This is a genomic window from Pseudomonas cistanchae, assembly GCF_054483635.1.
The window spans coordinates 1,229,975-1,256,307 of sequence record NZ_JBTLWN010000001.1 but is presented as its reverse complement, the minus strand read 5'-3'; the positions used below and the strand labels follow the sequence as shown (position 1 = coordinate 1,256,307).

Annotated in this window: 25 protein-coding genes, 1 pseudogene and 1 riboswitch; of the genes and pseudogenes, 11 read left to right on the top strand and 15 right to left on the bottom strand. The window is 60.6% G+C overall.

The window, feature by feature from the left end; genetic code table 11:
- Positions 1–94: 94 nt before the first annotated feature.
- Entirely contained in the window at positions 95–739 is a 645-nt protein-coding gene (locus ACX0MV_RS05750; protein WP_458981507.1) for an MBL fold metallo-hydrolase, read from the bottom strand.
- Positions 736–1,770, bottom strand: a complete 1,035-nt coding sequence (locus ACX0MV_RS05745; RefSeq protein WP_458981506.1) for an AraC family transcriptional regulator — start codon at positions 1,768–1,770, stop codon at positions 736–738. The genes ACX0MV_RS05750 and ACX0MV_RS05745 overlap by 4 nt, the downstream gene beginning before the upstream one ends.
- A gap of 103 nt (positions 1,771–1,873) precedes the next feature.
- Between ACX0MV_RS05745 and ACX0MV_RS05740 the strand changes: the two genes are divergently transcribed.
- Positions 1,874–2,710: a metal-dependent hydrolase gene (locus tag ACX0MV_RS05740; RefSeq protein ID WP_458981505.1), complete on the top strand. Its 837-nt coding sequence runs from the start codon at positions 1,874–1,876 to the stop codon at positions 2,708–2,710.
- Between the two features lie 42 nt (positions 2,711–2,752).
- On the opposite strand, the gene ACX0MV_RS05735 is transcribed toward ACX0MV_RS05740, so the two are convergent.
- From ACX0MV_RS05735 to ACX0MV_RS05720, 4 genes are all read right to left on the bottom strand, one after another.
- Entirely contained in the window at positions 2,753–5,488 is a 2,736-nt protein-coding gene (locus ACX0MV_RS05735; RefSeq protein ID WP_458981504.1) for a winged helix-turn-helix domain-containing protein, read from the bottom strand.
- Positions 5,489–5,725: 237 nt separating this feature from the next.
- Positions 5,726–7,093 (bottom strand): DUF1329 domain-containing protein, encoded by a 1,368-nt coding sequence (locus ACX0MV_RS05730; RefSeq protein ID WP_458981503.1) that lies wholly within the window; start codon positions 7,091–7,093, stop codon positions 5,726–5,728.
- 30 nt (positions 7,094–7,123) lie between these two features.
- Positions 7,124–8,887 (bottom strand): DUF1302 domain-containing protein, encoded by a 1,764-nt coding sequence (locus ACX0MV_RS05725; protein WP_458981502.1) that lies wholly within the window; start codon positions 8,885–8,887, stop codon positions 7,124–7,126.
- Positions 8,888–9,115: 228 nt separating this feature from the next.
- A complete protein-coding gene (locus ACX0MV_RS05720) occupies positions 9,116–10,798 on the bottom strand; it encodes a fatty acid--CoA ligase (protein WP_458981501.1) in 1,683 nt (560 codons plus the stop codon).
- A gap of 191 nt (positions 10,799–10,989) precedes the next feature.
- On the opposite strand from ACX0MV_RS05720, the gene ACX0MV_RS05715 reads away from it, so the two are divergent.
- Positions 10,990–12,165, top strand: coding sequence for an acetyl-CoA C-acyltransferase (locus ACX0MV_RS05715; protein ID WP_458981500.1), 1,176 nt, complete (start codon positions 10,990–10,992; stop codon positions 12,163–12,165).
- A gap of 101 nt (positions 12,166–12,266) precedes the next feature.
- Here the strand turns inward: ACX0MV_RS05715 and ACX0MV_RS05710 are convergent, their stop codons facing one another.
- The gene (locus tag ACX0MV_RS05710) at positions 12,267–12,896 is read right to left on the bottom strand and encodes a LysE family translocator (RefSeq protein ID WP_458981499.1); all 630 of its coding nucleotides are present in this window, start codon (positions 12,894–12,896) and stop codon (positions 12,267–12,269) included.
- A gap of 72 nt (positions 12,897–12,968) precedes the next feature.
- On the opposite strand from ACX0MV_RS05710, the gene ACX0MV_RS05705 reads away from it, so the two are divergent.
- The 4 genes from ACX0MV_RS05705 (at position 12,969) to ACX0MV_RS05690 (ending at position 16,321) form a co-directional block, all read left to right on the top strand.
- Complete coding sequence (locus tag ACX0MV_RS05705; RefSeq protein ID WP_458981498.1) at positions 12,969–13,934, top strand: 2-hydroxyacid dehydrogenase; 966 nt, start codon at positions 12,969–12,971, stop codon at positions 13,932–13,934.
- A 27-nt stretch (positions 13,935–13,961) separates the two neighbouring features.
- Entirely contained in the window at positions 13,962–14,960 is a 999-nt protein-coding gene (locus ACX0MV_RS05700) for a methyltransferase (protein WP_458981497.1), read from the top strand.
- A gap of 38 nt (positions 14,961–14,998) precedes the next feature.
- Positions 14,999–15,115, top strand: a riboswitch (yybP-ykoY riboswitch).
- A gap of 89 nt (positions 15,116–15,204) precedes the next feature.
- Complete coding sequence (locus tag ACX0MV_RS05695) at positions 15,205–15,786, top strand: TMEM165/GDT1 family protein (RefSeq protein ID WP_458981773.1); 582 nt, start codon at positions 15,205–15,207, stop codon at positions 15,784–15,786.
- 91 nt (positions 15,787–15,877) lie between these two features.
- Positions 15,878–16,321, top strand: a complete 444-nt coding sequence (locus tag ACX0MV_RS05690; protein ID WP_458981496.1) for an ester cyclase — start codon at positions 15,878–15,880, stop codon at positions 16,319–16,321.
- Positions 16,322–16,381: 60 nt separating this feature from the next.
- Here ACX0MV_RS05690 and ACX0MV_RS05685 read toward each other — a convergent pair whose 3' ends face one another.
- Positions 16,382–17,194 carry a M48 family metallopeptidase gene (locus ACX0MV_RS05685; protein ID WP_458981495.1) on the bottom strand — a complete coding sequence of 271 codons (813 nt, stop codon included), beginning with the start codon at positions 17,192–17,194 and terminating at the stop codon, positions 16,382–16,384.
- A 171-nt stretch (positions 17,195–17,365) separates the two neighbouring features.
- Between ACX0MV_RS05685 and ACX0MV_RS05680 the strand changes: the two are divergent.
- Both ACX0MV_RS05680 and ACX0MV_RS05675 read left to right on the top strand, forming a co-directional pair.
- Positions 17,366–18,658 (top strand): annotated as a pseudogene (locus ACX0MV_RS05680) (methyl-accepting chemotaxis protein); the annotation flags it as partial.
- 15 nt (positions 18,659–18,673) lie between these two features.
- Positions 18,674–19,516: a methyl-accepting chemotaxis protein gene (locus ACX0MV_RS05675; protein ID WP_458981772.1), complete on the top strand. Its 843-nt coding sequence runs from the start codon at positions 18,674–18,676 to the stop codon at positions 19,514–19,516.
- A gap of 61 nt (positions 19,517–19,577) precedes the next feature.
- Here ACX0MV_RS05675 and ACX0MV_RS05670 read toward each other — a convergent pair whose 3' ends face one another.
- Genes ACX0MV_RS05670 through ACX0MV_RS05660 form a run of 3 tightly spaced genes read right to left on the bottom strand, consistent with a single transcriptional unit; the run spans position 19,578 to position 20,693 of the window.
- Positions 19,578–20,195 carry an SOS response-associated peptidase gene (locus tag ACX0MV_RS05670; RefSeq protein WP_458981494.1) on the bottom strand — a complete coding sequence of 206 codons (618 nt, stop codon included), beginning with the start codon at positions 20,193–20,195 and terminating at the stop codon, positions 19,578–19,580.
- A 55-nt stretch (positions 20,196–20,250) separates the two neighbouring features.
- Entirely contained in the window at positions 20,251–20,511 is a 261-nt protein-coding gene (locus tag ACX0MV_RS05665; RefSeq protein WP_458981493.1) for a putative signal transducing protein, read from the bottom strand.
- Complete coding sequence (locus ACX0MV_RS05660; RefSeq protein ID WP_458981492.1) at positions 20,511–20,693, bottom strand: CPXCG motif-containing cysteine-rich protein; 183 nt, start codon at positions 20,691–20,693, stop codon at positions 20,511–20,513. The genes ACX0MV_RS05665 and ACX0MV_RS05660 overlap by 1 nt, the downstream gene beginning before the upstream one ends.
- Positions 20,694–20,791: 98 nt before the next feature.
- Here ACX0MV_RS05660 and ACX0MV_RS05655 point away from each other — a divergent pair, with 98 nt between their 5' ends.
- Positions 20,792–21,958, top strand: coding sequence for a 1-acyl-sn-glycerol-3-phosphate acyltransferase (locus tag ACX0MV_RS05655; RefSeq protein ID WP_458981491.1), 1,167 nt, complete (start codon positions 20,792–20,794; stop codon positions 21,956–21,958).
- A gap of 53 nt (positions 21,959–22,011) precedes the next feature.
- Here ACX0MV_RS05655 and ACX0MV_RS05650 read toward each other — a convergent pair whose 3' ends face one another.
- Both ACX0MV_RS05650 and ACX0MV_RS05645 read right to left on the bottom strand, forming a co-directional pair.
- A complete protein-coding gene (locus ACX0MV_RS05650; RefSeq protein ID WP_458981490.1) occupies positions 22,012–22,299 on the bottom strand; it encodes a hypothetical protein in 288 nt (95 codons plus the stop codon).
- A 207-nt stretch (positions 22,300–22,506) separates the two neighbouring features.
- Complete coding sequence (locus ACX0MV_RS05645) at positions 22,507–23,091, bottom strand: YajG family lipoprotein (RefSeq protein WP_458981489.1); 585 nt, start codon at positions 23,089–23,091, stop codon at positions 22,507–22,509.
- A gap of 203 nt (positions 23,092–23,294) precedes the next feature.
- Here ACX0MV_RS05645 and ACX0MV_RS05640 point away from each other — a divergent pair, with 203 nt between their 5' ends.
- Positions 23,295–23,489 carry a hypothetical protein gene (locus ACX0MV_RS05640; protein WP_458981488.1) on the top strand — a complete coding sequence of 65 codons (195 nt, stop codon included), beginning with the start codon at positions 23,295–23,297 and terminating at the stop codon, positions 23,487–23,489.
- 441 nt (positions 23,490–23,930) lie between these two features.
- On the top strand, positions 23,931–25,418 hold the full coding sequence (gene mqo, locus ACX0MV_RS05635) for a malate dehydrogenase (quinone) (RefSeq protein ID WP_458981487.1): 1,488 nt from the start codon (positions 23,931–23,933) through the stop codon (positions 25,416–25,418).
- Positions 25,419–25,480: 62 nt separating this feature from the next.
- Here the strand turns inward: mqo and ACX0MV_RS05630 are convergent, their stop codons facing one another.
- On the bottom strand, positions 25,481–25,837 hold the full coding sequence (locus ACX0MV_RS05630; protein ID WP_458981486.1) for a PilZ domain-containing protein: 357 nt from the start codon (positions 25,835–25,837) through the stop codon (positions 25,481–25,483).
- Positions 25,838–25,896: 59 nt separating this feature from the next.
- Positions 25,897–26,319 (bottom strand): DUF4124 domain-containing protein, encoded by a 423-nt coding sequence (locus tag ACX0MV_RS05625; RefSeq protein WP_458981485.1) that lies wholly within the window; start codon positions 26,317–26,319, stop codon positions 25,897–25,899.
- Between the last annotated feature and the right edge of the window lie 14 nt (positions 26,320–26,333).

The window sequence follows — 26,333 nt, the reverse complement described above, 5'->3', positions numbered from 1 at the left end:
TTTTTCGTGTTGGGAGCTGTTTCGCCTGGGTTTTTCGACGCACAGGCAGCACCCTAAGTTCCGCTGCTGTCAGATTGGCATCAGGCCCTACACCTTATGCGCGTATGAACGGGTTGTCGCGCATTTCATCGCCCAATCGCGTATCGCTGCCGTGCCCGGTTACCACGGTGGCGTCTTCGTCGAGGGTATAGAGACGCTGCCTGATCGACCGCTCGATGGTGGCATAATCGCCGCCCCACAGGTCGGTACGGCCAATTCCCCGCTTGAAGAGCGTGTCGCCGGCGATCAGCAGCTTGTCCTGCGGGAACCAGAAACTCATCGAACCAGGGGTGTGCCCCGGAGTATGCAGTGCCACCCCGCAACCGCAGGGCAGCTCCTCATCATCGGCCAGCCACTGATCCGGCGCCGGCACCGGGGTATAAGGCACGCCGAACATGCGGCACTGCATTTCCAGGTTATCCCAGAGGAACTGATCTTCCTTGTGCAGGTGCAGGGTCGCCCCGGTTTGCTCTTTCATCTGCCCGGACGCGAGGAAGTGATCGAGATGGGCATGGGTGTGAATGATGCTGACCACCTTGAGTCCATGGACCTCAAGCCGCGCCATGATCAGATCGGGATTGCCACCTGGGTCGACCACGATGGCCTTCTTGGTAATCGGGTCACCAATGATGGTGCAGTTGCACTGCAAAGGCCCGACGGGGAATGTTTCGCGTATCAATGCGGGCGAAGCGACGGTCATGAAGGCTCCTCAGGGCGAAAATCCGTGGGTAGTTTACCTGTCCACTTCTTGAATGCCCGTCGGAAGTTGGACGGGTCGTTAAAGCCCAGCAAATAGGCGATTTCATACAGCGGCAGGTGGGTCGCGGTGAGGTATTGCACGGCCAGGCTTCTGCGGACTTCGTCGAGGACCTGCTGATAGCTGGTACCCATGTTGGCCAGTTGCCGACGCAGGCTCCTGCCACTGGTGTGCAGCGCGTCGGCGGCGTCCTGCAGGCTTGGGAATTCGCCAGGATTGGCCATCAGCAAACGCCGCAGCCGCGTGAGCAGGCCATCCTGCAGATCCAGACCGCTTAGCAGTGCTTCGCATTGCTGCTGACACATGTGCATGGTCGCTGGATTCGCCAGCGCCATTGGCCGGGCCAGGTAGGCTTTCGGCAGGCTCAGGCAGTGATAGGGCTGCTCGAAGCGCGCCGCCACGCCAAAGACCTGCTGGTACTGTGCGGCATACGCCGGTGCGACGTGGGTGAAACCGACTTGAACGTGCTGCAAGGGCTCGCCCAGCAAAAATCGCGCGATGGTGTACAGGCTGCTCAGCAGACTCTCCGCAGCGAAGCGGCTTAGTGCCCCCAGCGGCATCGACTCGGTGGCGCGCAGCTCCACGCGGTCGTCCTGTTCGACCATCTCCAGTTCGAATGTCAGCCCCAGCACAGGGTAGTACTTCAGGGCGAACTGAATCGCCATGCCTAGATTGCTGCTGGACAGCACCGCGTAACCGAGGATGCCATGGGCAGAGACGTTCAAGCGCTGGCCGAACAGCAGCCCCAGTGCCGGCTGGCCACATTGCAGCAATGCGCAATTGGCCAGCGAGTAGAAGTCGAGAAACGACAACCTGCCCCGAGGAGCCTCGGTCACGTCGGCGTATACATGGGCGTCGGCGAAAAGCCGAGCACGGGGCAAGCCCAGCTCTTCGGCAAGTTCGATCAGGGCAACGGCGTGAGCCACCGGGATGAGATCGGCAGCGGAGTTGAACGCAGGCATCGCGATGGCCATATATGACCTGTTTAATGGCAGAAGATAACCTTGTCCGACAAAGCGCGGCAAGCCCATAGTCCTTCCATGCCTGAAGCACGCGCACGCAAACCCGGAGGACCCGATGCAAAACCCCACGCCGAAAGACCTGACGATTCGCCCACGCCAGCTGGACTTCGCCCTGCCGGCCCCTCTGCCCCGCCACTGGCATGGCGGCGACGCATTCAAGAGCCACTTCTTCAATGCGATGTCGGTGCAGTTCCCCGACGGCGAGCGCTTTTTCATCGAGTCGGTGCGCTTGTTCCGCGAGCAGATTGAAGATCCCTTATTGAAAGAACAGATTCGCGGCTTTATCGGCCAGGAAGGCCACCACAGCCGCGAGCATCAACATTACAGCGAGCACTTGCGCGAGCTGGGCTACGACGTCGATTACCTTGAACGCGGTCTGAAACGACGCATCGGCTGGGTGCAGAAGCACTTTCGTCCCGAACTGCAGCTGGCTGCCACCTGCGCGGTGGAACATCTGACCGCGATCATGGCCGACGCCGTGCTGAAGGACCCGCAATGGCTGAACGGTGCGGACCTGCTCATGGCCAAGTTGTGGCGCTGGCACGCCCTCGAGGAAACCGAGCACAAGGCGGTGGCGTTCGACGTGTTCAATCAGGTCAGCGGCCAAGCCTGGTACCGCCGTCGGGCGATGCTGCAGAGCACGTTCTTCTTCACCATCGACACCTTCAAGGGGTTGGCGCATATGCTCAAGCGCGATGGCCTGCTCTGGAAGTGGCGGGTCTGGCGCGATGGACTGGTCTGGCTATGGGGCCGGAACGGCATTCTCCGCAAACTGGTCGGCGTTTATCGTGACTTCTACCGCGCCGACTTTCACCCGTGGCACCACGACAATCTCTATCTGGTCGAGCGCTACCGCGCCGAATTCGATGAGCCCGCTGCAGCGGCGTCCTAGCGGACTGTTCTGCCAGCTCGCGCGGAGGCGCTGACCATAAGGTCAGCGCAACAACCCCAGCGCCTTGGCGCAGGCCACTGCCTGGGTACGCCGTTCAACACCGAGCTTACTGTTGATATGCCGGGCGTGGGTCTTCACGGTGTGCAGCGAAATGAACAATCGCTCGCTGATTTGCTGGTTCGAGCAGCCCTGGGCAATCAGTTGCAACACCGCCAACTCTCGAGAACTCAGGGTTTCAGCGGCAGCGCCATTCCCCGGCGCGCCGACCTGGATCCGGGCTGGCGGCAACTCACTCTTCAGCGCGCGGCTGATTACGCAGTCGGAACGGCCCTGCAACTGCTCCCGCAGCCATTCGGGTTGATGCGCCAGCACTTCGTAAAACGGTAACAGCGCGCCACCCGCTGAAGTTTGCAAAGCCGTGGCGAGCTGTTGCTGCGCCTCTCGCTCGCGGTCCGTGGCGAGCAGCAACAGCGTCAGCTGGGCCTGGGCAAAAAACCCGATAAGTTGCCCGCCAACGATGGGGGCTCGCTGTATCAACGCCCGCAGCCGTCGCTCCGCCTCGCCGAGCTGCCCCTGCAGACGCGCCAAGGCCGCTCGATGCAACTCGATATGCAGTGGCAGCTGCGGATGAAATTCCGGCGCGGTGGCCGGCTGCTCTCCTCCGTAGGTTTCGACCAGGCGATCCAGCCAGAGGCCAGCCAGCTCGATCTGCCCCTGCACCAACCAGAGTTCGCATTTGACGACGGTGATCATCGCCAGGTAATAAACCGGCGGCACATCCCAGATGTGCATCAACCGCTCGGCCTCGCCCAGCTGAGCGAACGCCTCTGCTGTATTGCCGTCCCGCCCTTCCATGCTGGCCAGGACGCAATGGCCAATCAGCACGCTGATATCGCGACAGGCGCGCGCCTCGGCGATACCAGCCCGCAGGCGTTGGCGGGCTTCTTTGGTCCTTAGCCGCAGGCACAGCAGATGACCGTCATACAGGGTCAGCCGCGCCCGCGCTGCATACACACGCTGTTGTGGCAGTCCGCGCAGACGCTCCAGGCCGTGCTGCACCTCATCGCAGGCCCGAAGGATTTCGCCACGGCATTGCAGCGCGCGCGCCCGGTCATAATGGGCCAGGGCTTCGAATAGCGGATTACCGATCCGCTGCGCCAGCTCCAACGCCTCGCGGTTCAGTCCACGCGCACGCCACAGATCGCCCTGCACGATGGCGAGGTTGCTCAGGGTCGACAGGCACATCAGCCGCTGGCCGTACCGGTCTTGGGGCAAGCCCGCAAGTGCCTGCGCACAGGCACTTGCGGCCAGTTCGCTTTCACCGCGTCCGCGCGCAATCACACCGCTCACGGCCAGCCACTGAGCCAACAGGATGTGCTGCTCGGAGGCCGAGGGAGCAGGCAGGAAACGGCTCAGTCGATTGGCCAGGTCCTCGGCGGCATCCAGTTGGCAGGCCAGGGTCAGCGCCCAGCTGTACAGAAGCACCAACCGCGGTGTGCTGGCCAACAGGCTGTCCGGCAACCCCATCTTCCAGCGCAGCAGCATCGCCACATTCTGTTCGGCAAGCAGGTGCTCTTCGGACAGATTCTGCACCAGGCTGGCGGCAACATCGGGCTGACCCGCCAGCAGGGCTTGTTCTATCGCTTCATCGAGCAAGCCCTGCGCACTGAACCAGCGGCATGCACGCAAATGGGTGGTGGAGGCAGAAACACTTGGCGAGGGGCGCGCCCGCAATAAATCGGAAAATAGATGGTGGTAGCGAAACCACTTGCCCAGATCGTCGAGGGGGACCAGGAAAACCTGGTGCGCCTGCAGGTGGCGCAGGATGGCAGCGCTGTCATGGGCATCGCGTACGGCGTCGCACAGTTCGGCACAGAAGCGATCCTGCGAAGCGGTTTCATAAAGAAACGCCTGCACATCTGCCGGTTGGCGCTCGATCACCTCTTCCAGCAGATACTCCCGAATAAGGCCCTCAGCGCCATGGGGCGACTGGGCCAAGCCTTCGTGGTCGCCGGACTCGGCACACGCCAACAACCACAAACGCAAACCTGCTACCCAGCCTTCGCCCCGTTGCAACAGGCTGGCCATGACGTCCGCTGGCAGCTGAGCGTTCTGCACCTTCAAGACCTGCGCAGTTTCACTAGCCGTCAAGCGTAGGTCCTGCTCGGTCATTTCCAAGAGATGCCGAGACAGGCGTAGACGAGCCAGATGCCAATCCGGCCGTTGCCGGCTGGTCACCAGCAGCAGCAAGCCTGCGGGCAGGTGGTTGAGGAAAAATTGCAGGCAGCGATCCAGAACCGCGCCTTGGGCCAGATGGTAGTCGTCCAGCACCAACAGAATGGGAGCAGCGGGATCCAGCGCCGACGTCAATTCGTCTATCAGACCGTCCAGCCACTCCTCGAAGGCAAATGGCTGGTGGCGTTGACGCAGTTTCAGCATACCCAGGGCATCGTCGCCAAGCCCCGGCAATATGTGTCGTAAACCACCGAGCAGGCGCTCGAGAAAGCGTCCCGGATCAGCGTCGCGGGCGCTCAAGCCCAACCAGAGGCTTTGCCACTCCTTTGGCAAACATTCGCAGAACTCGATTGCCAGCGAGCTTTTACCAAAGCCCGCAGGTGCGCTGATCAGTAACAGTCGCCCGCCCAGACCTGCAGCCAGGCTCTCGCATAGGCGGGGGCGCGATACATAACCGGCAGGCAATGGGGGACGATAGAAGTGTCCATCTACGGCAGGCGCAGAGGGAAAAGCGGAGGTAGGCGGAAGGGGCAGCTCAGTCATTACCCTGTTCTTTAGTCGAAGCAAATCGCGAGGTTGCGAACTGCTTTGCAGACTAGCCCTTTGATCCACGGATTTGAAGCATCAGGAATGGGCCAGCGAGTGGCTCGCGCCTTGAGAAAGCCCATGGCCTCACCCTTGAGGCCAAGTTTCTGGCCACTGCCATCACGCAAGACACAAAAGTGGCACCCATAAAAAAGCCGGCCCTGAGGCCGGCTTTTCAACTGCTATGCCACGCTATTAACGAACACCTGACTGGCGCAATGCAGCCGGGGTGTAGTCGCTTTCCTTGGCCGGATAGCCAAACTCGTAAGCACTCTTCTCTTCGTTCTTCATGCCCAGCGCCAGGTAACGACCGGACAGCAGGTCATACAAGGTCTCTACGCTGTACCAAGGCACTTTCTTGTCGTAGTAGTACTGAGCATGGGCTTCAGCTACACGCCACAGGGTACCGCGACCGTCGTAGTGATCGATTGCAGCGGCCTGCCAGGTGTCTTCGTCGATGTAGAAGTCACGCTTGGCATAGATGTGACGCTCGCCCGACTTCAGGGTTGCGGTCACATGCCATACGCGGTGCAGCTCGTAACGGGTCAGATCCTGGTTGATGTGGCCGGCCTTGATAATTTCGCTGTACTTCAACTTCGGCGAATCAAGACGGTAGCTGTTGTAAGGAATGTAGATTTCCTTCTTGCCGTTCAACTTCCACTCGTAACGGTCAGGTGCGCCGTTGTACATGTCGAAGTTGTCGGAAGTACGCAGGCCATCGGCTGCAGTGCCTGGGCCGTCATAGGAAACCTGCGGAGCACGGCGAACACGACGCTGGCCAGCATTGTACAGCCAGGCCAAGCGCGGCTCTTTCACCTGGTTCAGTGTTTCGTGAACCAACAGTACGTTACCTGCCAAGCGCGATGGAGCCGTTACACGCTGCTTGAAGTAGAACAGCACGTTGCTCGGCTCGCTGTTGTCGGCGTCCTGCAGCGCACCACGGAAGGTGAACTCATCCTGGAAGTACACCAGGCTGTAAGAGCCGTTCGCCTGCGGAGTCGCCTGGGTTACCAGACGCTTCACGCTGCCGCCACGGTAGCGCGTGATGTGGTTCCAGATCGCTTCAAGACCGTCTTTCGGAATAGGGAACGGGTTAGCTTCGTTGAAATTTTCCAGCCCGTTACCGCCTTCCACCAGCTTAGTATTGACTGCGTTGCTCTTTGCGGCCGCCAGGATGTGATCCGGCATGGTTGCAGTGCGGTGGGTGGTGAACACCGGCATCCGGTAACTTTCCGGGTAACGCTTGAACATCGCCAACTGACCAGGGGTCAGCTTGTCCTTGTACTGATCAACGTTCTGCGCAGTGATGGTGAACAACGGCTGCTCACTGGCGAATGGGTCGGACAGGAAACCCGCGCTGTCGGCTGTTCCTGCACTGGCCGGCAAACCGCCAGTCCATGCAGGGATGGAACCGTCGGCATTACCCGCCATTTCCGCACCGACCGGGGTCAGCGTGGTACCCAACTTGGCGGCTTCATCCGGGGATACTGCGGCCATTACACTGCAAGCGAGCATCGACAGAGCCAGCGCACCGGTTTGCAGCAGGTTTTTTGTTATTTTCATCTGCATATTCTTCCTCAAATTCCCGTCTGCTTAGAAGTTCACGCCGAAGCTGAGTGCGACAAAGTCGCGGTCAATGGAAGTGTTGTAATCACCGCCAAAGAAGTCGGTGTAAGCCAAACTTGCGGTATAGGTGTTTTGATAATCGGCATCTAACCCGAGGCTTATAGCTTTGCTGCCTTCAATGAAGTTAGGACCATAACCGTCGACATCATGTGACCAAGAGACGCCTGGCTTTAAATTGACCCCAGCAATAGCACTAGGATATTCGAGTATCGCTCGTGCACGATAACCCCAAGAAGTGGTTGTGAAGAACCCTCTGTCATTACACTCTTCGGGGTTTACAGGGTTAGCTAAACCCTCACAAGTAGCATTGACAGGTAATACTCCATTTCCAAACTCAGCGGCACGGCCGAACCTAAGCTCATTAACACCCAAATCACTTACATGGTTGTAACCGACCTCTCCAACCAGAGTAAGACGAGAAGCGCCCATCACCTGCTCTACAAACTGCGTAGCGGTGATCTGCATTTGAGTAACAGGTTTACGAACGTAACCTTTAATTTCGTCGCCCGGATTGGCTGTCGCATGGCCAGAAGAAAAAATGGGGCTACCAAAAGCCGGCACCGGTACGACAGCGGCAAGGGTCAAATCGGTGGAGTTCAAACTGATCGGCATATTCGGCCGATAACTGATTTCACCGTTTACCGATGTAGCCCCCACGTTGGTGGCGAAGCTCAGTCCGTAAAGACGAATATCCTCTGGATATTCAAGATAGTATGAAGATGTATCACGTCCAGTAACAGGATTGGCGCTGCTGCCCTGGATACCACTAGCAACAATAAAGCCGGGGGATGGTGTGCGGCTGTGATAGTTCATGGCATACAGGCCGAACTCTGTATTATTCAGTTCCTCAGAGAACCAGCGCAAAGCTACACCAAACTGCCCACTGTCTCTTGCGTCACGATCACCGATACGCCCAACGTAGCGATAACCTGCAGCGCCAGTAGGAGTGAAATCGGAACCAGCGAAAGCTAGCCGGTCATTACAACCGTCGGCACCTACATCGGATGCAAAGAAAGTACCGCAGTTGTCCAGAACTGTCTGATCCCATTCCAGCTGATAAAATGCCTCAGCGGAAACTGTATCCGTCAGACTTTGCGAGACATAAAGCATGTTGACCGGAATCAGACCTTCTTTGATCTCGGCGCCGGGACGACGAAAAGCTGATACATCAACAGGGTTTATAGAGTTGATAGAGTTTTGAATGAAAGTACTTTCACCCCAACTCACAACTTGCTTACCTACACGGACGCTGCCTGGCAGATCACCGATGCTGTAGTTGTGATAAACAAACGCATCGAGCAATTGCACACCGGCTGATTGAGCGCCGGTCTTACGATGGCTATCGTCGATGTCATAAAGAAGACGATTTTCATCTTTCAATTCGAAGTCGTACCAATATTTACCGCGAACGAAAACACCGGTATCTCCATATTTCAGTTCGAGGTCATGGATACCTTTGAAGATTTTAGAAAATGTTTCGCCCTTCTTGAAATTAAGACGACCGTCGTCACCCGTTTGGGACGACGCGTCGCCACCGTTACGGCGGCCGACCAAGTCTGGATCAGCGCCACGCACCGACCAGCTAGCACCTATAGACAGAGAAGAGTCGAGTTGGCCTTCGATTTCACCGATATTGAAAGTAACGCCGAACGCGGGTGCGGCGAGGGTGGATGCGAGGCTGACGGCCAGCGGCAGTTTTGCCAGGCGCCAGGTTTGCTTGGTTTTTGTCATCGACGCTACTCCATGTGCTTTTTTGTTATGGATGGTGCGGACTATAGCCACCGAGGGTGACAGCTTGATCCCTCGAAAGTGTGATTTGCAGCTCCAACTACTCTGGCTTGCCGCTTTCAACGGTACATCCGTTCCGCCGCAAGCCAAGAATGGCCATAAAACAGCAATTAGCAAGCCAAACGCTTGTTTGACTGAGTAGTCACTTCAGGCGATCAGGAGTGACGGGCCTTACAGGGTAGACAGAAACGCACTACCGGCTGCCTGCCACTGGGCGATATCCAGGCGAATGCGCTTCTTGTCCAGCTTACCGACGCTCGTCTTGGGAATTTCGGTAACAAGAGCGATCTGAGTGGGTATCGCCCACTTGTTTATATGTCCTTGCTCGACAAAGGGTTTCAGGTGTTCCTTCAACGTTTTGGCGTCGAGTGTCTGCCCTTCCCGCGGCACCAGCAACGCGAAGGGGCGCTCACCCCACTGAGGGTCAGCAACGCCGACTACGGCGACTTCACGCACCGCCGGGTGGCGACTGATCAGGTCTTCCAGTTCCAGCGAGGAAATCCACTCGCCGCCCGTTTTGATCACGTCCTTGATTCGGTCGCGAATATCGATAAAGCCCATGCCATCAATGGTCGCGACATCGCCTGTGTGCAACCAGCCGTTTTCCCATAGCTCAGCGCTTTTCTCCGGCTCGCGGAAGTAGCCCTGAGTCAGCCAAGGCGCGCGCAACACCAACTCGCCCTGGGATTCGCCGTCAGCCGGCAACATCTTGCCGTCGGCGTCCATGATCGCCGCTTCGGCCAGCGGCACCGGCACACCAGCCTTGATGCGGTAGGTAATCCGCTCGTCTTCGCTGCCGTCGATCATCTCGTCGTTGATGTGCGCGCAGGAAATCAGCGGGCAGGTTTCGGACATCCCGTACGCTGCGGTCAATTGAATGCCGCGTGTTTTGGCGGCCTCGTACAGCGCACGATTGAGCGCGCTGCCTCCGATGATCATCTTCATGTCGCTGAAATCGTGGCCCTGTGCAGCAGGGGCGTTCATCAGCATCTGCAGGATGGTCGGCACGCAATGGGAGAACGTGACCTTTTCCTTCTTGATCAGGTTGACCAGCAGGTCCGGCTCGTAACGTCCCGGATAGACCTGCTTTATCCCCATCATGGTGGCGACATAGGGAATGCCCCACGCATGCACATGGAACATCGGGGTGATCGGCATGTAGACGTCGCTCGTGCCGAGCAGGCGGACGCTGTCCAGACTGCCTAGCACGCTGGCCGCCGCGATGGTGTGCAGCACCAACTGACGGTGGGTGAAGTAGACGCCCTTGGGATTGCCGGTGGTGCCGGTGGTATAGAAAGTGGTCGCCACCGAATTTTCGTCGAAATCGGCAAACTCATAGTGCGGGCTGGCCGCGGCCAGCAATTGCTCGTACTCGCCAACTAGGCCCGGCAGATCGGCGGTTTTGTCGTCACCATCGGTCAACAGCAGGGTCTTCTCGACGGTGGTCAGCTGGTTGGCGATGCCGTTGTACAGCGGCACGAACTCACTGTTCACCAGCACGAACTTGTCGTCCGCATGGTTCATCGTGTACAGAATCTGCTCGGGCGAAAGGCGAATGTTGATGGTGTGTAACACCGCGCCCAGCATCGGAATGGCGAACATGCACTCAAGGTAACGGTGACTGTCCCAATCCATGACCGCCACGGTATCGCCCGCCTTCACGCCGGCATTGCTGAGCACATTGGCCAGACGGGCAACGCGCTGGTTGAAGGTTTCATAGCTGTAACGCACGCTGTCGCGGTAAACGATCTCGCGGGTTTTCTCGTAGCGCACCCCGGAGAGCAGCAGGCGCTTGATCAACAATGGGTATTGATGGGCATTGGCCGCGGGCGGGATGATGCGGGTCTGCAGCATGAGAAGTACCTTTGTGCATTGGAATTGTTTTTTGGTGGTGGGACTCTAGAGCGCGCGAGCAGGCCACAAATCAGTCAAAAGGATGATTTGCCGCGTGACTGATCGAGCGCATTAGTCACGCTTTCACATCCTTCAATTAAGGGCGGTGACAGTCGTCCGGGTTGAAACGAACATTTATCGAGGTTTTCACAATGACCGATATCGTAGTTGTCAGCGGCGCCAGAACGCCGATGGGCGGATTTCAGGGCGAGCTATCCAGCGTTCCCGCGGTGGATCTGGGCGCTGCAGCGATTCGCGCCGCCGTCAGCCGCGCCGGCCTGCAGCCGAGCGACATCGAAGAAGTGATCATGGGCTGCGTGCTGCCTGCCGGGTTGAAACAAGGCCCAGCGCGACAGGCCTCGCTGAATGCCGGACTGCCCAGCGCGACCGGCTGTACCACCATCAACAAGCTATGCGGCTCCGGGATGAAAGCAGTCATGCTGGCCCATGACCTGCTCAAGGCGGGCACCAATGCAGTGATGGTCGCAGGCGGCATGGAGAGCATGTCCAACGCGCCTTATATCGTTGCCAAAGCGCGCGCCGGCCTACGCATGGGGCATGGCGAGATCAAGGACCACATGTTCCTTGATGGCCTGGAAGATGCGCGCACCGGTCGCCTGATGGGCTCGTTCGCCCAGGAAACAGCCGACCAGTACGGCATTACCCGGGAGCAGATGGACGCTTATGCGATCGAGTCGCTGAAACGCGCCCAGGCCGCGATATCCAGCGGCGCCCTGGACGCCGAGATCGTTCCCGTGACAGTCACCAGCCGTAAAGGCGAGGTGGTTGTTAAAGATGATGAACAGCCGCTGACCGCCAAGCCGGACAAGATCCCGGGCCTGAAGCCTGCATTTCGCAAGGACGGCAGCATCACCGCCGCCAACGCCAGCTCCATTTCGGACGGTGCCAGCGCACTGGTGCTGATGACCGCTGACGAAGCCGCCAGGCGCGGGCTCCAACCTTTAGCCAGGATCGTCGGCCACGCAACCCAAAGCCAGGACCCCAGCGAATTCACCATTGCGCCCATAGGTGCGATGAGCAACCTGCTGAAAAAGACCGGCTGGAGCAAGGACGAGGTCGATCTGTTCGAAATCAACGAGGCCTTTGCCATGGTGACCATGCTGGCCATGCGCGAACACGGCCTGGACCATGCCAAGGTCAACATCTACGGTGGCGCCTGCGCTCAAGGCCATCCCATAGGCTCGACCGGTTCGCGGATCATCCTGACCCTGATTCATGCGCTGAAGAACACCGGCGGCAAGCGTGGCATCGCCTCGCTGTGCATTGGCGGCGGCGAAGCCACTGCCGTAGCTGTCGAGCTGCTGTAACCCGATGCCAAGGGTGGGCTGCGCAGCCCACCCTTGTTAACGCTGCAGCGAGTCAACTGTGCAGCTAGGAGACGCGACATCCGCGCCCCCGATCAGCCGACTCAGCGCAGTTCGCTGAACGCCAGCTTCACCCCCAGCGCCACCAGCACGCCCCCCATCAGCCTGTCGAACCAGTGGCCCATACGGGCAAAGCCGGCGCGTACCCGATCCTGGCTGAATAGCCGTGCCACCAGGCAGAACCACAGCGCGGTCGCCAATGCCAGGTAAACGCCGTAAGCAGCCTGCACCGACAGCGGCGTGCTCGGGCTGATGACCACGGTGAACAGGGAAAGAAAGAACAACGTGGCCTTGGGGTTCAAGCCATTGGTGACGAAGCCGGTGGTGAACGCGGCCCGTGCGGAGCGCGCGACATGCCCCTCATGCAGCGGCGAACGGGTCGGATCTGCCGGCTTCGAGCGCAATGCCTTGATGCCGATGTAGAGCAGGTACGCCGCTGCCAGCCACTTCAAGGCGTTGAACAGGACGATCGACTGCGACACGATCAAGCCGATGCCGAGCAGCGAATAGGTGACGTGGACGAATATCCCGGCGCCAACCCCCAACGCACAAAAGATGCCGGAGCGTCGGCCAAAAGCCACGCTTTCGCGCACCACTATGGCAAAGTCAGGCCCAGGGCTCGCGACGGCGAGCAGATGGATCAAAGCCACGGTAAAAAATTCTGTCCAGTACATAGAGGCGCTGCCACGTCAGGTTTTGGCTGATGACTGTACGCCTCGGCCGCGGATCAAATAAAGGTACAGCTCATGAGTAATTCCAACCGAGCGGTCTTTCTCGACCACCATTCACTCGACCTGGGTGATCTCGACATGGCGGCTTTGCGTCCCTGCTTCGACGCGCTGGTGCTGCACGAGAAAACCGCTGGCGACCAGGTTATAGAGCGTTTGCAAGGTACCCAGGTGGCAATCGTCAACAAGGTCGTCCTGGATGCCGACACCTTCGCCGCCTGCCCCGAGCTGCAGCTGGTGCTGGTCGCCGCCACCGGCACCAATAACATCGACCTGACGGCCGCGCGTCAGCATGGTGTGACCGTATGCAACTGCCAGGGCTACGGCACGCCTTCGGTGGCGCAGCACACCCTGATGCTGTTGCTCGCACTGGCGACCCGTTTGCCCGACTACCAGCATGACGTGCGCGCGGGAAAGTGGCAGCAGGCCCAGCAGTTCTGCCTGCTCGACTACCCCATTGTCGAGCTGGAGGGCAAAACCCTCGGCCTGCTCGGCCATGGCGAATTGGGCGGCGCAGTGGCCAAGCTGGCAGAGGCGTTCGGCATGCGCGTGCTGTTCGGCCAACTGCCTGGACGGCCCGCGCGCCGGGACCGGTTGCCGCTCGACGAGCTGTTGCCGCAGGTGGATGCATTGACCCTGCATTGCCCGCTGACTGCAGGCACCCGCGACCTGATCGGCGCGCGGCAACTGAGCCTGATGAAGCCTGGCGCGTTTCTGCTCAATACCGCACGCGGCGGCCTGATCAACGAACAGGCACTGGCCGATGCGTTACGCGCGGGGCACCTGGGCGGCGCCGCCACCGATGTGCTCAGCCAGGAGCCACCCAGGGAGGGCAATCCCTTGCTCGCCAACGACATCCCACGGCTCATCGTCACGCCCCACAGCGCCTGGGGTAGCCGCGAAGCCAGGCAGCGCATCGTTGGTCAGTTGGCCGAAAATGCCCGAGCCTTTTTCAGCGGTGCGCCGCGTCGCGTAGTCGGCTAAGCTGCGCGCCTTTTTTGAGGAGCGAGAATGGATCCGCGAAGCGAAGTGCTATTGCGCCAAGCCGAACTCTTCGGCGGTCCGCTGCTGCTGGCCGGCCTGCCAGCGGATGACCTGCTTGGCCAGTTGCCACAGGCCCATGGCTGGAGCTGGCACGCCGGCGACCACACGCTGCTCGACGGGCGCTTTGCCGGGCGCTGTCACTTTGGCGTCAGCGCTGACGACCGCCCGTTCGATTCGGCCGTACTCTTTCTGCCAAAATCCCGCGAGCTGACCGATTACCAGCTGGCCGTGCTGGCGGCTCGCTTGCAAGGTCGCAGCCTGTTCCTGGTCGGCGAAAAGCGCGCCGGTATCGAGCGGGCGGCCAAGCAGCTAGACACCTTCGGCAAGGCCCGCAAGATCGACAGTGCGCGGCATTGTCAGCTTTGGCAGGTCCATGTCGAACACGCCCCGGCTGCGCCGGATATCGAGACCCTCGCCCAGCACTATGAGCTGCAATTGGCGGACGGCCCATTGAAAGTCGTCAGCCTACCCGGCGTGTTCAGCCACGGCCGGCTGGATGTCGGCAGCGCACTGTTGCTGCAGCATCTGGAGCAATTGCCCGGCGGCCACCTGCTTGATTTCGGCTGCGGCGCGGGCGTGCTCGGCGCTGCCCTGAAACGACGTTACCCGGACAGCCAGGTGAGCCTGCTCGACGTCGATGCGTTCGCCGTTGCCAGCAGCCGTCTGACCCTGGCTGCCAATGGTCTCGATGCCGAGGTGATCGCCGGCGACGGCATTATTGCAGCACCAAAAGCGCTGAGCGCGATCCTGAGCAACCCGCCTTTCCACCAGGGTGTACACACCCACTATCAGGCGACGGAGAACCTCCTGCGCCATGCAGCCGAGCACCTCAAGCAAGGCGGTGAGCTGCGCCTGGTGGCCAACAGCTTTCTCAAGTATCCGCCGCTGATCGAGCAGCACCTCGGACCCTGCCATACCCTCGCCGGCGCCAATGGCTTTCGCATCTACCGGGCGAACAAGCGTTGAGTCGAGGCTTGCTCTATCGAGACGTCTTGGGCAGAATTCGCCCCGTCCTAGGGGAGTAGTCTCCCGCGAGCAAACGCTCGCCCGGCACGCGTCAACATACTTGGTCAACCGACCATGGCGCGCGCGACCCCTGGCCCACCGAGGCCAGGAGGTTTGACAAGACCTATGACACGCACACCTTACCCGGGGCGGGAAGGCGGTACGTGTCATAGCCATGTCAACCCGCCCCTTAGGAAGTCTGATGCTGGAATCCCTGTTCATCCCCACCCTGATCGTCGCGCTGGCGGAAATCGGCGACAAGACGCAGCTGCTGGCCTTATTGCTCGCCGCGCGGTTTCGCCGTCCCTGGCCGATCATCTGGGGCATCCTCGTTGCGACCCTGGCCAACCACTTCGCTGCAGGCGCCATCGGCAATTGGGTTGCCGGGCTGCTCTCGGCGGCGACCCTCAGCTGGATTCTCGCAGGGTCTTTCGTGGCGGTGGCGCTGTGGTCACTGATCCCCGACAAGCTGGACGATGACGAAAGCTCGCGACTCAAGCGCTACGGCCCCTTCCTCACCACCCTGATCGCATTTTTCATCGCCGAAATGGGCGACAAGACCCAGGTCGCCACCGTGATGCTGGCAGCCCAGTACCCGCACTTCCTCTTGGTGGTGATCGGCACCACGCTTGGCATGCTGATCGCAAACGTGCCGGTAGTGCTGGCAGGCAATTTCGCCGCCGATCGCCTGCCCCTGACCTTGATTCGCCGCGTGGCGGCCTGCGCGTTTCTGGCGCTGGCGCTGTACGCGGGCTACCAGGCGCTGAAGCTCAGCGCCGCGCTCTGAGGCGCCAGCGACAAACGAGGTTATATGGCGGCACAAGCGCTGCTAGAGTGTGGGCAGTGTCTGTCAACCTGCTAGCAGTCGGGATGCATATATGGCTCTGGAAAATAACAAGAAACTGGTCCGCCACCACATCGATCTGTCCTGGAATAAAGGCCGCCTGGCGCTGGCCGAGCAGCTGCACAGCAAGGACTTTCTCTACAAGAGTTCGTTCGTCGGCCATCCGCTAGGTAGCCAGGCGTTTATTCAGATGGTGCAGCAGATTCGCGACTCGATGCCCGACCTGGAAGTGGTGCTTGAGGAATGCATCGCCGAAGGCAACAAGGTCGTCACCTGGAGCACGCTGATCGGCACCATCCAGAAACCCGCCCTCGGCTATCCGCCCAGCGACAAGGTACTCAGCATCTCGGCGATGGCGTTCTGGACGCTGACGCCACGCGGCGAGATCCAGGAAATCTGCACGATGTTCGACATGGAAAGCTTCCGCGCCCAGTTGGGCCTGACGACGCGTCCGCTCGCGCAAACGGCCCTGCCCTGACGGCAAGATGCCGCAGAATCTGCGGCATCTGAAGGGTACTGCGTCGCGCAATTGCCGGGCTTATTTAGCCTGCTGGTAGAGCGGCATGACCTTGGGGATTGCCGCCTGCAGCGAGGCGATACGCGAACTCGACGAGGGATGGGTGCTCATGAACTCCGGTGGCGCGCCCTCGCTGGCGGCGGCCATCTTCTGCCACAGGCTCACCGCAGCATTCGGGTTGTAGCCGGCCCGCGCAGCCAATTCCAGGCCCAGCAGATCCGCTTCGTTTTCATTACCGCGGCTGTTTGGCAATGTCAGGCTGTACTCCACGACGGTATCAGCCAGCGCCATACCCCCTTCCCCCAAGCCGAGCAACGCACCCGCGCCTTGCTTGGCCAGCCCCACGCCATAGGCCTTGGACATTGCTTCGCGGCTGTGCTCGCGCAACGCGTGGGCGATTTCATGGCCCATGATCGCGGCGATTTCATCATCGGTCAGCTTGAGCTTCTCGATGATCCCGCTGTAGAAGATGATCTTGCCGCCGGGCCCGCAGTTGGCGTTCAGCTCCGGACTCTTGATCAGGTTGACTTCCCAGTCCCACTGCGCCGCATCGGGACGAAAGCGCGGTGCTTGCTTGATCAGTCGATTGGCGATCGTCTGCAGGCGCTTGGCATTGCTGCTGCTCTTGTCCAATACGCCCTTGCTCGAGGCTTCCCCCAGTGTCTGCTGGTAGGACTGGGCGTACATCTGATTGACCTCCTGGGTCGAGAGCATGCTGAACATGTACTGCTTGCGCTCGACGCCGACCGCGCCTCCGCTGGTAGTGTTCACGGCTTGGCACCCTGCCAGCAGCAAGGCCGCAGCCAGCGCGGATAATGACAATGACGTGTTCATGCTAAGTCTCCATTCGATAACGGCGGCCTATCCTAGGCCCCAGCCCATCGCGGGGCAACGACGGACTTGCATGTTTGCCGGTTGCGAACTTTATTCAGTTCTTAGGCGTTAAGGAATTCGTGACCGCCTGCCGATAGCCTGAAATTGGCGCACATCACCTGCGGGGTCCCCATGAAGTTCAAGTCCATTCAGTCTTCTATAGCGGCCTGGGCAGGCGTCAGCGTCCTCGCCGTGGTGGTGGCACTGGTGCTCTATGCATTGTTTGCCAGTAACAGAAGCCAGGTCATGATGCAGGAGCGGACCCGCAGCCTGCTCGAGCATTTCGTCGAGCAACGCCTGGCCGCGCTGGCCCAGGCGCAGGTCCTGCACATTCAGCGCGAGCTTGATGTGCCCCTGCAGGTTACTGCGGACCTGGCTCGGGTCAATGCCATGCTCGGCATGCAAGACGCCACCGGCAGCCCGCTGCTTTCAACCAGCCGTGAAGAGTTGTCCAACCTGGTTCGCGAAACCACGGCGCAGAACCCTAAATTGCTGGGCAGCTATATCGGTTGGGAACCCAACGCCTTCGATGGCAACGACGACATCTACGCCGGCCCCAAGGAAAATGGCTACGACGGCAGCGGCCGGTTTATTCCCTGGTGGTTTCGCAACGCCGACGGCAGCCTCGGTATTGATTCGCTGGGCACCCTAGAGAGTGAGACCCTGCTGCCTACCGGCGTCCGCGAAGGCGAGTACTACCTGTGTCCGAAGGAGCGCAAACGCGCCTGCGTGATCGACCCGGCGCCCTATGATGTCGGCGGCAAGATGATCATGCTCGCCTCGTTCACCACGCCGATTCTGGTGAATGGCGAATTTCGCGGCATCGCTGGCGCCGACCTTGCAGTCAACTTCATCCAGGACCTGCTCGTCGCCGCCGATCGCCAGCTGTACGACGGCGCAGGCGAACTGGCCCTGATCGCCAGCAATGGCAGCCTGGTCGCTTCCACCCAGGCGCCGGACAAACTCGGCAGCCAGGCCACCGAATTGCTCGACGCCAACGAGCTGAGCAACCTGAAAAATCTGCAGCCCGGGCAGATCCAGTACGACATCGATGCGGCTGACAGCCCTGACAAGAGTCATATCGAGCTGTTTCTCAACTTCACCCTCGGCAATACCGATAGCCGCTGGACGTTGATGCTGGTGCTGCCACTGAAAACCGTCATGGCGGACCTTCAGGCGTTGCAGGACGAGCTGGCGGCTCAACGCGATGCCGACACGCTGGGCATGACCCTGGTCGGTCTGCTGGTCGCCGTGCTGGGTTTGCTGGTGGTCTGGTTCGTCGGCTATGGGCTCGCGCGGCCGCTCAAGCAGATGGTGGCGATGCTTGACGACATTGCTCAGGGTGAAGGCGACCTTACCCGCCGCCTGGAGGTAAACCGCAACGATGAGCTCGGCGCGATCGCCAAGGGCTTCAACACCTTCCTCGCCAAGCTGCAGACCATGATCGGCCAGGTGGTCACGTCCGTGCAGAAGGTCAGCGACTCTTCGGAGCACACTGCCGACATCGCCATCCGCACTAACCTCGGTGTGCAGAAGCAGCTCTCCGAAATCGAACTGGTTGCCACCGCCGTCCACGAGATGACCGCCACCGCCCAGGACGTGGCACGCAATGCCACCCATGCAGCCGAGGCGGCCAATCACGCCGACCAGGCCGCCAATCAGGGCAAGCAGACCGTGCAGCACACCGCAGATGCAATTGCGGCGCTGGCCGAGGAAATCGGCCGGGCAGTGACCGTGGTACAGACCCTGGCCAAGGACAGCGAGAACATCAACGCCATTCTGGTCGCGATTCGTGGGATCGCCGAGCAAACCAACCTGCTGGCCTTGAACGCCGCCATCGAGGCCGCACGGGCGGGCGAACAGGGCCGCGGGTTCGCAGTAGTGGCTGACGAGGTGCGCAACCTGGCGCAGAAAACCCAGCAAGCCACGGGCGAGATCCAGAACATGATCCAGCAACTGCAGCACGGTACCCGTGAAGTGGTGCGGGTCATGGAGGACAGCCAGGCCAAGACCGAGGTCAGCGTGCAGCAGGCCGATGTCGCAGCCCAGGCCCTGGAATCGATCACTCAGGCAGTGTCGGTGATCAACGACATGAACACCCAGATCGCCAGCGCGGCCGAAGAACAAAGTGCGGTGGCCGAGGACATCAACCGTAACGTGACCAACATCGGCCAGGTCGCCAACGAAGTCGCAGGCGGTGCCGACGAGGCCAGCCAGGCCAGCGCGGAACTGACCAAACTGGCCGAGCAGCAACGGCGCCTGATCAATCAGTTCAAGGTGTAATCCCCGGGCGACCCAAGGTCGCCCTTCTCACCTCACTGCGCGAACTGCCGAGGCGCAATACTCAGGCCGGAGTCAGGCACTCGGGCGCATCCAGCGCGGGATCATTGACCAAATTGGCCAATACCCGCTCGCGCAACGGCGGTTGCGGGCTGGCCAATAACCGGTGCAACTCGTTCATCGGCGTATCAGCCGCCAGCCACGCCGCCTGTCCTTCCGCGTCGAGAATCAGCGGCCGGCGCAAGCTGGCGGCCGCCTGGGTCACCACGGCAGCGCTGAGGTAGACGCAGCCGTCGACCGGATACGCCTCCCAGATCGCCGCGAAGTACAACGGTGTGGCGTCGCTCGTCAGCCAGTACGGTCGCTTGCGCGCGGCGCCGCGCCACTCGTAAAAGCCATTGGCGGGCAGCAACCCACGGCGCAGCCGCAAGGCTTCGCGGAACATCGGCTGCTCGGCGAGGGTTTCCGCGCGCGCCTGGGCCGGTGTTTTGCTCAGGTCTTTCAACCAGGCTGGAGTCAAACCCCAACGCACGCGCGCAAGCTGGCGCTCGCCGTCGATGGCGCGCAACAGCAGCACCTGGGAATGAGGCGCAATGTTCCAGTGCGGTTGCTGGTCAGCAGGAAAGCCCGGCAAGGCGGCAAAGGCAGGCGACCAACGAAACAGGGCAAAACGTCCGCACATGGAAACTCGATAACACTTGAAAGGTGGGCAATACGCGGGGAAGCGTCAGCGCTGGCTAGCAGAGCAACACGCCCTGAAAATTTTCCGGCTCATCGCCCGCCAGCGGTTGCGCGCCATTGTACGCGGCGATCAAATGCCGTGCGCGCTCGGCTTGCTGATTGTCGACCATCAAGCCAAGCAGCCCGCACGCCGGCAACTCGCCCACGGCGCCGACCAGATGGCGGCCGGTCAGGTGCGCCTCGATACCCTCGCTGGCCAGCATGCCGACCAGCAGCTCGCCTTCCATCAGGTCCTGGGGCTCGTAGACGCGCAGCATCAGTCGTTTTCCCCACGGGTATCCAGGGTCCATTCGACGCCATCGGTCTGCAGGTCGAACAAGATCGGCCGGCAACAGACCGGGCAGTCTTCGATGTATTGCTGATCGCCCGCGGACAGATCCAGCACCGCCTCGACCGGCTCGCCGCAGTAGGGGCAATCATAGGACTCGGTTTCCAGCATCTAAGTCTCCTTGTGACTTGTAGGTATAATCGCTGGTCTATGCTGGGCCCGCGTGGCGTGGCAATCACCTTCAATGCAGCCGACCACAACAAGAGAACATGATGGGCGAATTCGATGCCATCCGACCTTACGCCGATGCTGAAGTATCCACCGTTCTAGCGCGCTTGCTGGCTGACGAGGCGTTTCTCGACATCCTCACCCATTTTCGCTTTCCACGCCTGGCCCGCCCACTGGGCTGGTTGCTTAAACCACTTATAGCCTATCGGCTGCGTCTTGAGTTCAGCGGCGTCAACTCGGTCAAAGCGCTTCAGGACAAAGTCGAAACCTATGTCGACCGCACCATCGAACGTGCTACCGACGGGGTGACCTATTCCGGTATCGAGCAACTAAAGGCCGGCAGCGCCTACCTGTTCCTCGCCAACCACCGTGACATCGTCATGGACCCGGCATTCGTCAACTACGCGGTCTATCACGCGGGGCTGACGACACCGCGCATCGCGATCGGCGACAACCTCCTGCAAAAGCCGTTCGTCAGCGACCTGATGCGCCTGAACAAGAGCTTTATCGTGCACCGTTCGATCAGCGGTCGGCGCGAAAAGCTGGCCGCTTACCAGCTGCTCTCGGCCTATATCAATCATTCGATCCGCAGCGATGACGAATCGATCTGGATCGCCCAGGCCGAAGGGCGCGCCAAGGACGGCGACGATCGCACCGATTCGGCGATCCTCAAGATGTTCCACATGAGCCGCAAGACCGAGCCGTTCGACGAGGTCATTCGCTCGCTGCAACTGACGCCGGTATCGATCAGCTACGAGTACGACCCCTGCGACCAGGCCAAGGCCCGCGAGCTGTTTATCCGCGCCAGTACCGGCAGCTACGCCAAGGCGCCTGGCGAGGATGACCAGAGCATTGCACTCGGCATCACCGGTTACAAAGGCCGCGTGCATGTGCATTTCAGCGCGCCGGTCAGCGTAGGTTTGGAAGACAGCAAGCAACTGGCTGCGGAAATGGATCGACAGATCCTCACCGGCTACCGCCTGTTCCCGGTGCACTACCTCGCCTACGCGATGTGGGCCGAGCGCGATCCCTCGCTGCAGGTGCCCGAGGTCGATCAGCTGTTCGCGGCCGACGAACTGGCCGCAGCGCGCACGGAATGGGAAAAACGCCTGGCGGGCTGCCCAGCCGAGCAGCAACCCTATCTGGTGCTGCAGTACGCCAACCCGGTACGCAACCAGTACCGAATCAAGGCCGGCTTGCCGCTGTAAACCTTGCTGCAATAAAAAAACGGCAGCCCTGGCTGCCGTTTTTTTGCACACGATCAAAGCTGGGTGCTGAACCCGGAAAGTGTCAGCGCGCCGAGCAGGCAGGCGAAACCGAAGTGATAGAAAAACCGGTTCAGACGCAGGGTCGCCTCATCAAGCTCGCCCCCGTCAATTGTCAGCGGCTGCGAGTCACTGTTGCCCAGCAGTCGAACCGCCGCCCGCTGCTCGCGAACGCGTGTAGCCAGCAACAACCAGGCTCCTGCGGCGGCCAGGAACAAGGCCAGCCCGTTGACCCAGGAAGCCGGGTCGATCAGATACAACGTCCACATGGCTTGCAGCGACATCGATAACTTCCCTCACGCGGCAATGCGCCTGGCGCCCTGCCCTGTTCGAATAACGGTCAACGCGGACGACCCGCTCAATACGACGGCCGCGGATTCTACCCAAGCCGGCTGATTGCGCGACTGGTTTTCCGATGAATGCCGCGCAGCAGGTTTTGACGTGCAATAAAAAGCCCGGCTGCATGGCCGGGCTTTGCCATGACGGTTGCGCTACTGGCTGAGCATCTGGCCGATGGCCGGATCCTTGAACGCACGGGTCAGCGCATCGCTCATCACGTCGCTGACCAGCTTGGTGTTGGTTTCCTGGTTCGGCGCCATACCGGAACGCTGATTCAGCGAAGCCCCATAACGGCCACTGTAGCGACGCGAGCTGTTCTGCACGTCAACCCGGAAGTTCGCGGTGATGTTGGCTTCGGTCACATACAGCTTGTCCTTGGGCGACTGGTATTTCAGCTCGGCCAGGGTCAGGGTCAGCTGCGGAGCGTTGTAGGCATTGGGTGTTGGGGTGAAACCCAGCAGGCGCACAGCTGCCTCGGCCTGGGCCTGCAGCTTGGGCAGGACGTCCTGGCCAGTAACGCTGACTGCGCTGGTTTCCGGGTACAGACCACCGCGAGTACCCAGTACTGGCGAAGGACGACCATCGGCAACCCGTACGACCACTGGCTGACCTTGGCCGACGGCCACCAGCGGGCTGTTGATTTTCGGTTGTGGGCTGAGTTGTTGCGGGCTGTGGGCGCAACCGACCAACGTCAGGCTGACGGCGGTGACCAGGCCGAGTAACAGGCGATGCAGCATGCTCATCTCTCCAGGGGTGCAAAGTGGCCGGCAGTATAACCAGCGTAATGCGCTGCTAACAGTCTCGTGACTGAGACCGGTGGTGGCAAAACTGGTTCCTGTCACGAGACTGTAACACCAGATAGGCATAAGACTTTAGTCGTCCGCCTGTCCTGGCCCAGCCTATGTTTTTCTTCTCTGTGTGGCGCACCTCGCGTCAGCCCATGCGCACCTTTGCACTCCTCGACGAAGCCGGAATATGCCGTGCCTTGCGCCAGTCAGCCCATGTGCCACAAGGCTTTGCCTGGGTCGAGGTGGATCGCCTGAACCCCACGTGGCTGCATCGCCCGCTACCCGCCGATGCGCAAATCCCACCGGTCGTCACTCGCGCGCCCTCGCGGGAAGCGTCGGCAGCCTGACCGACGGAGGAAGAAAAGTCACAACGGGCGATCAATTTCTTGCCTTTCGCCTTATAATCGCGCCCCGATTATAAGGACGCCTCCTGATCGGGCCCGCCGCCTTGCTGATGCACGAGCCATCGGCCACGCCCCAGAGAGTCGCCCACTTCGTGCTGCCCCATGCGGCTGCCGCACTCACCCAATCCGAGAAGCCTTGCGTTTCCTGCAATGGCGGCTCCGCGCGGGTGAACAGACGCGCCGCGCAGACGAGCTTTTGAGGTTCACCACTCCAAAAGAGGGTGAAAAAATGGTTTTAACAACTTCACAAGAGTGTGGCGAAAATGAACGATTCTGCGGCTGGCACCACCGGCTTCTCCAACTCCACGGGATTGCATCGCAACTGCTGACAAGGGTTGTTTGCTCGGCCTCAGGCCACTTGGACTGTATTTCGGAGAAGCAGTAATGACGCAAAACGAGAACCAAACAGTGGATGCGGTGCTGGTAGGCGCCGGCATCATGAGTGCGACCCTGGCCGTGCTGCTTAAAGAGCTCGACCCCAGTATCACGCTCGAAGTAGTGGAACTGATGGAATCTGGGGCGATTGAAAGCTCCAACCCTTGGAACAACGCCGGTACCGGCCATGCCGGCCTGTGCGAGCTGAACTACACGCCTGAAGCGGCGGATGGTTCGATCGACATCAAGAAGTCGGTCACCATCAACACCCAGTTCGAGGAGTCCAAGCAGTTCTGGGCGTATCTGGTGGAAAAAGGCACGTTCGGCACACCGAAAAGCTTTATCAACCCGGTGCCGCACCTCAGCTTCGTCCGCGGTCAGGAAGGTATCGATTACCTCAAGAAGCGCTTCAAGGCGTTGACCGCGCATCATGCGTTCGCCGAGATGGAATACACCGAAGACCGCGCCACCATGGCACAGTGGATGCCGCTGATGATGCCGGGCCGCGACCCGAACGAACCGATCGCCGCCACCCGCGTAATGGCGGGCACCGACGTCAACTTCGGCACCCTGACCAAACACCTGCTTGGCCACCTCAGCGCCCTGCCCGGCGCGGCAGTCAAATGCAGCCAGAAGGTCACCGGCCTCAAGCGCAACGGCCAGGGCTGGCGCGTCACCATCAAGGACCAGCAGAACGGCAGCAGCCGCGAGATCCAGGCCAAGTTCGTCTTCCTCGGCGCTGGCGGCGCGGCACTGCCGCTGCTGCAGATGTCCGGCATCCCGGAAGGCAACGGCTTTGGCGGCTTCCCGGTCAGCGGCCAGTGGCTGCGTTGCGACAACCCGGAAGTGGTCAAGCAGCACCAGGCCAAGGTCTACAGCCAGGCCGCAGTCGGTTCGCCGCCAATGTCGGTACCACACCTGGATACCCGCGTGGTGGATGGCAAGACCTCGCTGCTGTTCGGCCCTTACGCCGGCTTCTCGACCAAGTTCCTGCGTCACGGCTCCTTCCTTGACCTTCCGCTGTCGGTACGGCCGAACAACATCGGCCCGATGCTGGCGGTGGCGCGCGACAACTTCGACCTGACCCGCTACCTGGTCAAGGAAGTGTTGCAATCCGAAGAGCAGCGCCTGGAAACCCTGCGCGGCTTCTACCCGGAAGCCAAAGCCGAGGATTGGCGTTTGGAAATGGCCGGCCAGCGCGTACAGATCATCAAGAAAGACCCCAAGCGTGGCGGCATTCTGCAGTTCGGCACCGAGCTGGTTGCGGCCGGCGACGGCTCCATCGCTGCATTGCTGGGTGCCTCCCCAGGTGCATCGGTGACCGTGTCGATCATGCTCGACCTGATCAACCGCTGCTTCCCGGAGCAGGCGAAGTCCGAGCAGTGGTCCAGCAAACTGAACGAGATCTTCCCGGCGCTGTGCAGCGTACTGGCCAGCGATGCCGAGCGTTACCGTGAGGTGCAGTCTCGCTCGGACAGCTTGCTGCAGCTGAACTAGTTCGACGTCTGCTGAGCAGGAAAACAAAAACCGCCCTCTTGGGCGGTTTTTTTTGGCCTTGATCAGGCGGAGGTCTGGACCGGGTGGAAACTGAAGTAATAGCGCAGCGCTTCGACCATCTCGACGTAGTCGGCAGGCGGCGCGACCAGCGCAAAACCCGAGTCGTAGCTACCGGGCGTGACATCTTCGCGGCACCACTGACAGGTCGCGGAGAAATCGATGAAGTGCTGGGTTTCCGGGCCGGGAATTTTCAGACGCATGTCGAAGCGCGCATTGATCAGCAGCGGCAATTGACTGATCAACAACATGCCATCGAGCGAGACGTTGCCGATGTAACCCATCGGCCGGTCCGTGATGCGGTTGAACACATTCAGGTAGGACGGCAGTAGATGACGCTGGATGCGGCGCTGGGTCTGCATAGTGGCAAATCGCTATAAATGACGACTGAGTATGGCTCCGGCGAGCCACTTTAACCAGTTCAGCTGCAGCGAGCTGATATGCGGTCACGCAGCGAGCGACGAACGGCGTCCAATTGCTCATCGCTGTAATAGCTGCGCTCGCCGCTGGCTTCGGTGGCGAAATAACGGCGGCCTTCGGGAATCTGCGCCAGCTGGTTGCGCAACTCCGCGCACTCGTTCGCCTGTTTCGCGCGCCGCTCCCCAGCTGCCTTGCTCGCCTGCGCTTGCTCCTCGCGGCGAGCTTCGTAGAACCGCGCGCTGCGCTCCTGGCGCTCCAGAGTCGCGCTGTCACGCTCCACCACCTGCGGTTTGACCTCGATCTGTTCGGCACCCGCCGCGGCCGGACGTTGACCGAAATGCACCTGGCCGCTGGCATCGACCCAGCGATAGATTTCCGCCAGCGCCAGCCCTGGCAGCAACATCAGGCAGAGCAATAGGCGCATGAACCGATCTCCAT